Source organism: Streptomyces sp. NPDC051219 (assembly GCF_040682335.1).
In the GTDB taxonomy this organism is placed as follows: domain Bacteria; phylum Actinomycetota; class Actinomycetes; order Streptomycetales; family Streptomycetaceae; genus Streptomyces.
This window is the reverse complement of record NZ_JBFBAS010000058.1, coordinates 17,164-27,713: the sequence shown is the minus strand read 5'-3', so window position 1 is coordinate 27,713 and position 10,550 is coordinate 17,164. Positions and strand designations below refer to the sequence as shown.

The 10,550-nt window shown below is 65.7% G+C and carries 8 protein-coding genes and 3 pseudogenes; 7 read left to right on the top strand and 4 right to left on the bottom strand.

What is annotated here, in order from left to right; genetic code table 11:
* Positions 1–397: 397 nt before the first annotated feature.
* Positions 398–940, top strand: a pseudogene (locus AB0M62_RS33400) (biotin/lipoyl-containing protein); the annotation flags it as partial.
* Positions 941–949: 9 nt separating this feature from the next.
* On the opposite strand, the pseudogene AB0M62_RS33395 reads toward AB0M62_RS33400, so the two are convergent.
* A pseudogene (locus AB0M62_RS33395) lies at positions 950–1,333 on the bottom strand (fused response regulator/phosphatase); the annotation flags it as partial.
* A 292-nt stretch (positions 1,334–1,625) separates the two neighbouring features.
* Here AB0M62_RS33395 and AB0M62_RS33390 point away from each other — a divergent pair.
* Positions 1,626–2,522: an RNA polymerase sigma-70 factor gene (locus tag AB0M62_RS33390; RefSeq protein WP_366078093.1), complete on the top strand. Its 897-nt coding sequence runs from the start codon at positions 1,626–1,628 to the stop codon at positions 2,520–2,522.
* On the opposite strand, the gene AB0M62_RS33385 is transcribed toward AB0M62_RS33390, so the two are convergent.
* Complete coding sequence (locus AB0M62_RS33385) at positions 2,464–2,823, bottom strand: hypothetical protein (RefSeq protein ID WP_366078096.1); 360 nt, start codon at positions 2,821–2,823, stop codon at positions 2,464–2,466. The two genes, AB0M62_RS33390 and AB0M62_RS33385, sit on opposite strands and share 59 nt — an antisense overlap.
* Before the next feature lie 540 nt (positions 2,824–3,363).
* On the opposite strand from AB0M62_RS33385, the gene AB0M62_RS33380 reads away from it, so the two are divergent.
* Positions 3,364–3,636 (top strand): transposase, encoded by a 273-nt coding sequence (locus AB0M62_RS33380; protein ID WP_366078095.1) that lies wholly within the window; start codon positions 3,364–3,366, stop codon positions 3,634–3,636.
* Positions 3,637–3,704: 68 nt separating this feature from the next.
* Here the strand turns inward: AB0M62_RS33380 and fdxA are convergent.
* Positions 3,705–3,935: pseudogene (gene fdxA, locus AB0M62_RS33375) on the bottom strand (ferredoxin); the annotation flags it as partial.
* 256 nt (positions 3,936–4,191) lie between these two features.
* On the opposite strand from fdxA, the gene AB0M62_RS33370 reads away from it, so the two are divergent.
* From AB0M62_RS33370 to AB0M62_RS33360, 3 genes are all read left to right on the top strand, one after another.
* Complete coding sequence (locus AB0M62_RS33370) at positions 4,192–5,436, top strand: FAD-dependent oxidoreductase (RefSeq protein WP_366078092.1); 1,245 nt, start codon at positions 4,192–4,194, stop codon at positions 5,434–5,436.
* Positions 5,437–5,722: 286 nt separating this feature from the next.
* Positions 5,723–7,423: an FAD-binding protein gene (locus tag AB0M62_RS33365; RefSeq protein ID WP_366078094.1), complete on the top strand. Its 1,701-nt coding sequence runs from the start codon at positions 5,723–5,725 to the stop codon at positions 7,421–7,423.
* 274 nt (positions 7,424–7,697) lie between these two features.
* Complete coding sequence (locus tag AB0M62_RS33360; protein ID WP_366078091.1) at positions 7,698–8,444, top strand: SDR family oxidoreductase; 747 nt, start codon at positions 7,698–7,700, stop codon at positions 8,442–8,444.
* Here AB0M62_RS33360 and AB0M62_RS33355 read toward each other — a convergent pair.
* Positions 8,336–9,367 carry a reverse transcriptase domain-containing protein gene (locus tag AB0M62_RS33355; protein ID WP_366078090.1) on the bottom strand — a complete coding sequence of 344 codons (1,032 nt, stop codon included), beginning with the start codon at positions 9,365–9,367 and terminating at the stop codon, positions 8,336–8,338. The two genes, AB0M62_RS33360 and AB0M62_RS33355, sit on opposite strands and share 109 nt — an antisense overlap.
* Before the next feature lie 725 nt (positions 9,368–10,092).
* On the opposite strand from AB0M62_RS33355, the gene AB0M62_RS33350 reads away from it, so the two are divergent.
* A complete protein-coding gene (locus AB0M62_RS33350) occupies positions 10,093–10,485 on the top strand; it encodes a hypothetical protein (protein ID WP_366078089.1) in 393 nt (130 codons plus the stop codon).
* The last annotated feature ends 65 nt before the right edge of the window (positions 10,486–10,550 follow it).

Here is a 10,550-nt window from a genome sequence, read left to right as displayed (position 1 = left end):
CATGGGCCGGAGAACATGGCCACCCTCCGCAGCTTCGCGATCAACCAGCTCCGCCACGCCGGCCACACCAACATCGCCGCCGGACTCCGCGAGATGGCCCTCCACCCCTTCGAACGGCCGCTGACTCTCCTCGGCCTCAGCTGACCAGCACAGATCCAAGATCATGAGACTTTGCAATCGCCCTGCCCAGGTCACAGTCACGACCTAGAGTCTCGATCAAACCCGGAACGGTTCAGAGACGGTAACGCAGGCCCGCGATCGCTACGGCTGGCAAGGGTGAACCGAACCTACAGCGCGCTGGAACTGAACCTGCGAACCGCAGGGCGTGGAGAAGAGCAAGGGGTGCCGCGGCGCCCTGCGGTGAGGAGCAACCGAAATCATGGCGGTTTCCGTAACCCTGCCGTCCCTCGGAGAGAGTGTCACTGAGGGCACCGTCACCCGCTGGCTGAAGCACATAGGCGAGACGGTCCAGGCCGACAAACCCCTACTCGAAGTCTCCACCGACAAGGTCGGCACCGAGATCCCCTCCCCCGCCACGGGCGTGCTGCTGGAAATCACCATCGCTGAGGACGAGACGACCGAGGTCGGCGCCAGTCATTGGCGCGCCGGAGGCTGCTCCGGCGGCACCTGGTCCTTCCCCGTCCCGTGAGTATCAGGCTCCTGACCCGCACCGCAGGCGCCCGTCGCTCCTGATCCCGTGCCTACGGCTCAGCCCGGTGACCCCTCGCCCGTGCCCGTGGCGGCCCCCACCACACCGGCCCCGGTGCCTGCGCCTCAGCCCGCAGTGGCCCCCGCTGCCCCTGCCCCCAGCGGCGACGGTATGGGAGACGTGTATGTGACCCCGCTGGTACGGAAACTTGCCGCAGGGAACGACGTTGACCTTTCCTCCGTTCAGGGATCCGGCATCGGAGGTCGGATCAGGAAGCAGGATGTCCTCGCCACGGGACCTTTCGAGAATACATAGCTGCTCGAGTTGAGTCTTGCCGCAGAGAACGGCTGTCCGCCAGGCCACACGCAAGTGAACAGCCAGAGCGGCCTCAGCCGCTCCGTGCCCGGAAACATCCCCCAATATGACGTGCACAGTCGAATCCGCAGTCTGCACCACGTCATAGAAGTCACCGCTCAGAAGTGCGTGGGACCGCCCCGGCTCGTAACGTGAAGCCGCCGTGAAGTCGTCTCCACGCAGCACCGGTGCGGGAAGCAGACCCCGCTCCAATGAGGCATTCTCGCGAGCGATCAGCGCGTTGGCCTCTATCGTAGCCATGACCGTCTCCATATATTTTCGCTGCAGGGCAAGCCAAATAGCGCGGCAAAATTCTTTTGGGTCGACCCTTTCTCCGTCCCCGAATGTTCCGCCCTCCGTGGTTCGTACATCAGACAGGGGAGGCACCGGATGTGTGACACGAGGGAGCATGGGTGCATGGGGTGGCAGATCTCTGCGGGTTCTCCGTGCCGCCTCAAGCCGCGGCGGCTTGGCCGCCCCTCGGGAGCGAGTGGGCCGACGACCTGATGAGTGCCATTGTTTGCTCATGAGGTTCGGGGGCTGTGTGAGCCACCCACGGCCGCAAGCGCACGCTGCTGAAGCGGCTTGTAGCATGGTGGCGTCGGGGCCGGAAGGGACGACCATGCACGCTGGGGATGACGTTGACTCCCTTGACCAGGCGACGAGGGATTTCCTCGCAGCGCGCCCGCAGCTCTTCGGTATCGCGTACCGCATACTGGGCAGCTCTGTGGAAGCCGAGGACATCCTCCAGGAAGCGTGGCTGCGGTGGCAGAACGTCGACCGCACGAACATCCTCGAGCCGACAGCCTTCCTGACCACCGTCACCGCACGTCTGGCAATCAACTTTGCCCAGTCCGCCAGGGTGCGGCGGGAGTCTTACACCGGCCCGTGGCTTCCCGAGCCGGTCGATACCAGTCTGGACCCGCAACTGGGGGCGGAACGGGCTGAGGCACTCGAACTGGCGGTTCTCCTCCTCCTCGAGAGGCTGAACCCGGTGGAACGGGCCGCCTATGTCCTGAGGGAAGCCTTTGACTACCCCTACAAGCAGGTCGCAGACATCCTGGATACGAGTGAGGCCAATACCCGCCAGCTGGTTAGCCGTGCACGCAAGCACCTGGCCGCCGAGCGCAGAGAGCGGGTCAGCCCGGCTGATCACCGGCGCCTGCTGGAAGTCTTCCTCACCGCAGCACAGACGGGCAACCTCACAGTGCTCGAGGATGTTCTCGCTGCGGACGTCGTCAGCTACTCCGACGGCGGAGGGGCGGTGCGCGCATCGAAGATTCCGGTCATCGGACGTCCGCACGTCTCCAAGTATCTTGTTGCCTTCGCGCCGCGTTTCTGGTCCCACTCGCACATTCGGTGGGTCGAGGCCAATGGCCGGCTGGCCGTCCTTGTCTCGCACGGCGGGAACGCCGTGGCCTTGTTGTCCGTCGATGTGTCGGCGGAAGGGATCGACCGGGTCATGTGGGTGATGAATCCGGCCAAGCTATCGCCATATGTGGCGTCACTGGGCGGCTGAGCACCTCTCGAGATCGGCGGAGCCTGCGGCCTATGGGCGGAACGGCATGCTTGGCGGCAGGTCTCGCTGTTCTGCGGTTCTCACCCCCGCTCCCTTTGTGCGCCCGGGCCTGGCGTCCGACGCTCCGTTGTCGCCCGCAGCAACACTTCCCTCCCCGCTGCGTCGACGAGCGCGAGAAGGCACTGCCATCTCCCGACTGACCGACGTCACAAGGCCTGACATCGACTTGGTGGAGCTGCCACCGGTGCCGGCCCGCATATGCGCGGACCGCCATGGAGGTGCACGACCCGAGCGCGGCCAGGAACAGTTCCCCAGGTGTGGGTCCCCTATCGTGCTGATGGGTTCAGGTTTGTCTGCTGTCAGGATGTGAGGCCCGACAGAGATGGAGCGGGCAAGACGCCGGCCCTCACGAACGGATACGGTGCGTACGGACATCAGTCTGCCTCTCCTGGGAGGATCCACCGCTCGTGGCCGGTGATCACCAACGGGACGGCGAGCTCCGCCCGGATGCGGTGTCTCGCCAGTTACCAGTAAGACAGAGGTACTCATATCCGTGTGACAGTCTTTCCTCCTGTTGTGTCCTCAAGACGTCACCATCACTTGGCTTCGGAACCGGAGGACCTGAGCGTGTTGTCACACCTTCTGTGCTGCGCGTTCTGAGAGGGCGTTCGGTAGGGGATTCCCCCCAACTGTCCAGATCGCTCGGTGGCGGGAGGGACCTCGGCTCCATGATCTCGTAGCGGGAGCTGCTACCGAGGCTGTATTCACTATGTGGTGACTGAACGACGGGCGTATCCCTCGGATTTGAAGGACGACCAGTGGGAATTGCCTCGAGCCGTTACTGCTGGAGTGGCGGGCAGCGCGTGCCGAGGGCCGGGAGCCGACCACCGACCTTCGTGAGGTCGTGAACGCGATCCTCTATGTCGCGCGCACCGGCATCGCGTGGCGGTACCTGCCGCACGACCTGCCTCCTCACACAACGGTCTACGGCTACTTCCAGGCGTGGGAGGCGGACGGCACCGCCGAGGAGATCCACGACACGCTCCGTGAACAGTTACGGAAGAAGAAGGGCCGCCGGATCCTGCCCACGACTGCAGTGATCGACGCACAGTGAAGGCCTCGCCGAATGCGCCGGATGCCACGCACGGCGACCACCGGGGCATTTTGCCACTCCAAAGGCTGCTCGAAGTACTCGGCATTGATGGACCTGTAGTGCGCCCAGCGCTGCGGGAGGTCATCCTCGTAGAAGATGGCCTCCACCGGGCAGGCCAGCTCGCACGCATGGCAGTCGACGCACTCAGAAGGGTTGATGTAGAGCGTCCGCTCGCCCTCGTAGATGCAGTCCACCGGGCATTCCGTCACACAGGCCCTGTCCTTGATATCGGCGCAGGGCTGCGCAATGACATACGTCATCTTCTCCTCCTTTGTCGTCAGCGGAGACGATCACGGATGGGTTGACCACTGCAGCCCGTTCGGCTAGCCGTATGACCAGGAACCCATGATGTTGTGACAGTGGCCCATACGTGTACGTCGAGGGCTGCACGTCCGATCAGGCGCCTCACACTGCCGCCGACGTCACGATGGCTGAACGGCCATTGTCACAGGGTGCGCAGTCACGCTGTCTGATTGGTGACTCTCATAACATGGCTCGCAGCATGCGACACCCGAGATGAGGAACAACGTGTCCCCTGTAAATACCTTCGTAATCGTCGGAGGCGGCCTGGCCGCGGGCAAGGCAGCGGAGACGCTGCGGGAGCACGGCCACCGCGGCTCGCTCCTCATCATCGGCGACGAGCAGGAGCGACCCTACATCCGGCCGCCCCTCTCCAAGGGCTACCTGCTGGGCAAGGAGGAGCGCGACTCGATCTACGTGCACCCCGAGGACTGGTACACGGAGCACGACGTCGACCTGCTCCTGGGCACGAGCGTGAGGGCTGTCGATGCGCGGGCCAAGGAGGTGGAGCTGGACGACGGGCGTCGTGTGCCCTACGCCAAACTGCTCCTGGCGACCGGTTCGTCTCCGCGCCGTCTGTCCATTCCCGGCGCAGATCTCGCCAACGTTCTGTATCTGCGGCGCGTGGGAGACAGCGAAAGGCTCAAAGCCGCCTTCACCAAGGGGGCGAAGATCGTCGTCATCGGCGGCGGCTGGATCGGCCTCGAGACCGCCGCGGCCGCACGGATGGCGGGGGCGGAGGTGACGATGCTCGAACACTCGGAGCTGCCGCTGCTCAAGGTGCTCGGGCGCGAGGCGGCAGAAGTGTTCGCCGGCCTGCACAAGGATCATGGGGTGGATCTACGCCCCCGCGCGCAGGTCGAGAGCATCACCGGAACCGGCGGTCGCGTGGACGGGGTGACGCTCGCCGACGGCAGCCACCTGGCCGCGGACGCCGTGGTCGTGGGCATCGGCATCACACCCAACGTCCGACTTGCGGAGGAAGCGGGCCTGGACGTGCGGAACGGCATCGTCACCGACGAGCACCTGCGGACCTCGGTGGCCGACATCCATGCCGCGGGTGACGTCGCCAACGCCTACCACCCGCTGCTCGGCCATCACATCCGTGTCGAGCACTGGGCCAATGCACTGCACCAGCCACGCGCGGCCGCCCTGAGCATGCTCGGCGAGGACGCCGTCTATGACAGGCTGCCGTACTTCTACACGGATCAGTACGACCTCGGCATGGAGTACACGGGGTACACGGAGCCGGGCGGCTACGACCGTGTCATCTTCCGCGGCGAGGCCGCCGAACGGCGGTTCATCGCCTTCTGGATGTCGGGGAACCGCGTACTCGCGGGGATGAGCGTCAATGTGTGGGACGTCATCGATCCGATCCGTTCCTTGATCCTATCCGGGTCCGGCATCGACGACGTCCTCCTGGCCGATCCCAGTGTCCCCCTGGACAGCCTCCTCCCCTGACGCTTCGCCCACGTAGGTGAGGGGCGACGACTTCGCAGGCCGTCGTCACCCCTCACCCACGTACCAGCGCACGCATGCCGTGCCGGGCAGAGCGCCTGGCAGCACCGATGAAGGGAACCCGCGGCCCCGCCCGCCGCCGCGCCGCACATGTTCTTCGTCAACGGGCTTCCTGAGAAGGAAAGTCCGCGATCCCGGTGTCACAATTACCTCGATCGCCCGGTCGTACTCAATGACGACCAAGTCGATCGGAGTAATCGTGGCTATCACCGAACAGCGTATTTCTACCATGGTGCTGGTGATCGGTACCGGCGGATCCGGCCTGCGGGCGGCGATCGGGCTGGCCGAGGCCGGTATCGATGTCCTCGCCGTCGGCAAGCGCCCCAAGGAGGACGCCCACACGGCCCTCGCTGCTGGGGGAATCAACGCGGCCCTGGCCACGCTGGACCCCGAGGACAGCTGGCAGCAGCACGCCGCGGACACCCTCAAGGAGAGCTACCTGCTCGGCGATCCCCGTACCGCCGAGATCGTCGCCCAGGGCGCCGCCCTGGGCATCGACGATCTGGAGCGCTACGGCATGGCCTTCGCCAGGGAGGAGGACGGCCGCATCTCCCAGCGGTTCTTCGGCGCGCACAAGTTCCGCCGCACCGCCTTCGCCGGCGACTACACCGGCCTGGAGATCCAGCGCACGCTCATCAGGCGCGCAGGCCAGCTCGACATTCCCATGCTCGACAGCGTCTACATCACCCGTCTCCTGGTCCACGACGGTGCCGTGTTCGGGGCCTACGGCTTCGACCTCACGAACGGCACGCGCTACCTCATCCACGCCGACGCCGTCATTCTCGCGGCCGGCGGCCACACCCGCATCTGGCGCCGCACCTCCTCACGACGCGACGAGAACACCGGTGACTCGTTCCGGCTGGCCGTCGAGGCCGGGGCGCGCCTGCGCGACCCTGAGCTGGTCCAGTTCCACCCTTCCGGGATCATCGAACCGGAGAACGCGGCCGGCACCCTCGTCAGCGAAGCCGCACGCGGCGAGGGCGGCATCCTGCGCAACACGCTCGGCGAGCGATTCATGACCCGCTACGACCCCGAGCGCATGGAACTCTCCACCCGCGACCGCGTGGCCCTCGCCTCCTACACGGAAATCAAGGAAGGTCGCGGCACACCCAAGGGAGGAGTGTGGCTCGATGTCTCCCACCTCCCCCGGCAGACGATCATGACCCGGCTCCCCCGGGTCTACCAGACGCTTCTGGACCTGCAGATGCTGGACATCACCCGCGAGCCGATCGAGATCGCGCCCACTGCGCACTACTCGATGGGCGGGGTCTGGGTCCGGCCCGAGGACCACAGCACCGACGTCCGGGGCCTTTATGCCATCGGTGAGGCGGCCAGCGGGCTGCACGGCGCCAACCGCCTCGGCGGCAACAGCCTCATCGAGCTGCTCGTCTACGGCCGCATCACCGGACAAGCAGCAGCCGCCTACTCTGAGTCGCTGACTGCGCAACCGCGGTCGGCATCAGCGGTGGCCGAGGCCCGTGCGGAGGTCGACGACCTGCTCACCGCGGACGGACCGGAGAACGTCCGGGCACTGCAGCGCGCCATCCGTAACACCATGACCGAGCACGCGGGCGTCGTACGCGACGAGGAAGGGCTGCGCGCCGGGCTTGCGGAACTCGCTGTGATCGAGGGGCGGATGGAGGACGTCGGCATCCATCCCGACATCGCCGGCTATCAGGATCTCGCCCACGCCTTCGACCTCAAGGCTGCCGCCCTGGCCGCACGGGCCACACTCGAAGCGGCACTCGAGCGCCGTGAGACCCGCGGCTGCCACAACCGCAGCGACTACCCGGACATGGACCCCGCACTGCAGGTCAACCTCGTGTGGTCCCCGACGACAGATATCACACGCGAGAGCATTCCGGCCATCCCGGACGAGATTTCCTCCCTGATGGAAGAGGTCTCGACCGAAGGAAAGCTTGCCGAGTAGTCTGCGCGGGTTTCCCTTCCAGCACAGCGTGCCCAGCGCATGCTTGCACACGCACATGAGGGAGGCGTCAGGTGAGCTGCACGGTGCAGCACCGTGGCGCGCCCCAGGGCTCGCCCGTCCTTGTCGAGAGAGATCTCCGAACACACCTGGGCGCCCCTGTCACAAATACAGTCACCATCCTGTCATCCCATGCAGACAACAATGACCGGTGCAGGCGAGCAGCTCATCTCATAGCGCCCGATGTACATGAAGTATCTCCGAAAGGATCCCAGTCATGAAGGTTGTAGTGATCGGCGGAACCGGCCTCATCGGCTCGAAGGTGGTCGGCAAGCTCAACGAACACGGCCACGAGGCGGTGCCGGCCGCACCCAACACCGGCGTCAACACACTGACGGGTGAGGGCCTGACGGAGATCCTGCAGGGTGCTTCGGTCGTGGTCGACGTGTCGAACTCCCCCTCGTTCGAGGCCGACGCCGTCATGGAGTTCTTCCGCACGTCGACCACCAACCTCCTCAGGGCGGAGGCGGAGGCCGGTGTGACCCACCATGTCGCGCTCTCCATCGTGGGCACCGACCGGCTCGAGGAGAACGATTACTTCCGCGCTAAGCTGGCGCAGGAGGAGCTCATCAAGGCATCAGGGGTCCCGTACTCCATCGTCCACGCCACGCAGTTCTTCGAGTTCGTGAAGGGCATCGCGGACTCGGCGACCGAGGGCGACATCGTGCGTGTCCCCGCCGCAAAGATCCAGCCCATGTACTCCGACGACGTGGCCGCCGCCGTGGCCCGCACGGCCGTCGGCACGCCCCTCAACGGCGGGATGGAGGTTTGCGGCCCCGATGCGTTCCAGTTCGACGAATTCATCCGCAAGGGCCTCGCCGCCGAAAACGACCCTCGTACCGTCGTGGCGGACCCTCACGCCCGGTACTTCGGGTCCGAGATCGAGGAGACCAGTCTCCTTCCCGGCCCCGACGCGCACATCGCTGAGACCCGCTTCACCGACTGGCTCGCGCAGAAGCAGTAAGTCCTCGGGGTGGCAATGCCCCACCGGCAGGACCACCGTCGCGCCTCAGCCGAGGGCTCACTCGCAGACGGCAGAGTGAGCCCTCCGGCCGAGGGCTCACTCTGCCGTCTGCGCACAGCAGGTCCCATGCGTTGGGGCTTCGATGCCAATGACCGGCACGGCTTCAGAGCCAGCAGGAACCCTGAATTCGACTGCGGCTCCCGGCATTTGTCCACCTCACCTCCACAGCACCAAGGATGCGGCTCGGCATGCTCAAGAACCGAAGGGAAGCCACTCTGTCCGGCATCAACCCCATGCAGGAACAGGTTCGCCAGGACGGGCGACACCGCAGAACCCTGCGGCGTGCCCTCCACCCGTTCAGTGGTGGACCCATCAGGCAGCCGCAGCCCAGCGGCCAGCCACCGCTTGACATACAGCACCACCCAACCGGCGTCGGTGTGCGCCTCGACCGCGTCTACGACCTTGTCCCACGGGACGGTGTCGAAGAACTTCCGGATGTCGAACTCGACCACCCAGTCGAACCGCCAACACCGCTCCCGGCAGGTCCTGACCGCATCCAACGCCGACTTGCCCGGCCGATACCCGAAGGAATCCGGGTGGAACACCTGCTCCACCCGTTCCGCCAGGTGCCCGGCCACCACCGTCTGCGCGACCCTGTCGGCGACAGTAGGCACCCCCAAAACCCTGGTGCCACCCCCGCCCTTGGGGATCGGCACCGCTTTGACATCTGGCGGGAAGTACGTGCCCGAAGACATCCGGTTCCAGACCTTGGACAAGTTGTTCTTCAGGTCCTTCTCGAACACCTCGATCGACACACCATCCACGCCGGATGAGCCCTTGTTCCCTCTCACCTTCACCCAGGCGTCCCACACCTCCTGTCTGGAGATGCCGAACGGCTTGGCCGAGGCTTTCAACTCGTCCATCCCGCTCCTCCCGGAGAACTTCCGGTTGACAGAACACACCAGTCACGAACGACCCGGCCCCTTCGCTCCACCCCGATTACCGAGGCTTCCCCACTACTACGGGCCGGTCCGCCGGCGCGCCGCGCAACGGTACTCAGCACCCGGCCGGAGCGCTTCCGCACCGGGCTCTCCCTATCGCCCCGGCCGCTGAGCCAAGGCAGTATCGCGACACGCCTTCCCACGTTCCGCACGGAAGCCGCAGACCAGGCTCGCGCCGCCTTCATGCCGGACACCGCCTGGTCAATACGCGGTCACCCGCCAGGCTTGTCCCGGGATCCTGAAGACACCCCGGTTTGGATGTCATCTACTACTTACGACACGTCATCAGCGGTTCACTCGCGTTCGCCTTCCCGGTCCCCACCTGACGCCTGGTCAGCGCCTTTTCCCCGGACGCTCACCACGACGGTCTTCAACCAACGCAGCTCGGGGCGGTTTGGCGCCTCCCACCGCAGGGCGACGCCGAAGGGCCACAAAACCTTCATCTTCCGCACAGCACCACATCAAGCAGGGCCTATACCTACATCAACCTCACTCTCAGCGTTCGTGGCACACCTCCAGCTGTAGATCGTGATCTTGATGGACTTCGGCAGGATCTCCCGGGACATCGTGTGGGGGTGTGACGGCCTGAGCGGGCATCATGCACAGGTGAGCATCATCATCAAGTTCTTCATCGCCCCTGACGCTCAGTGGCGGGCATTGTCGATCGCGGGCCGGTCGGCGTCTTCGACTCGCTGGCCTGCGGAAACTTCGATGCTTCCGAGGCGGTGGTTGAGTGGGAGAGCCTGCTGACTGGGCAGAGCTTCGAGGCGCTCGTCGCGTCCGATGAGCCGCGCATGGTTGCTGACCCAGAGGATGGGGACGGCTCCCTGCTGTTTGTTGCCTCGGGTGCGCTTCAAGGAGCGCTGGCCGGTGCTTCGGCCTCTCGCCTTGCCGAGGTCGGCGAGCTGTGGATCCAGGAACGGGCCGCCGAGGGCGAGGTGTTCGACTCGGAGATGGTGCGGGAACTCCTGGGTGATCTGGCGGACCTGGCCCGTGCCGCCGAGGGGCGGGGTCACGGCCTGTACTGCTGGATGGCCTAGCATCCCGGCCCGCCGCGGTGCGGTCCCGCGATCTGGACCGGGAACGAGACGGTTGCGGCCACCGG

Bases quoted from the DNA above. Each gene is read 5' to 3' on its own strand.
- AB0M62_RS33390 (WP_366078093.1), top strand. From the start codon at position 1,626: ATGCACGCTGGGGATGACGTTGACTCCCTTGACCAGGCGACGAGGGAT.
- AB0M62_RS33370 (WP_366078092.1), top strand. From the start codon at position 4,192: ATGAGGAACAACGTGTCCCCTGTAAATACCTTCGTAATCGTCGGAGGC.
- AB0M62_RS33365 (WP_366078094.1), top strand. From the start codon at position 5,723: ATGGTGCTGGTGATCGGTACCGGCGGATCCGGCCTGCGGGCGGCGATC.
- AB0M62_RS33360 (WP_366078091.1), top strand. From the start codon at position 7,698: ATGAAGGTTGTAGTGATCGGCGGAACCGGCCTCATCGGCTCGAAGGTG.
- AB0M62_RS33355 (WP_366078090.1), bottom strand. From the start codon at position 9,367: ATGGACGAGTTGAAAGCCTCGGCCAAGCCGTTCGGCATCTCCAGACAG.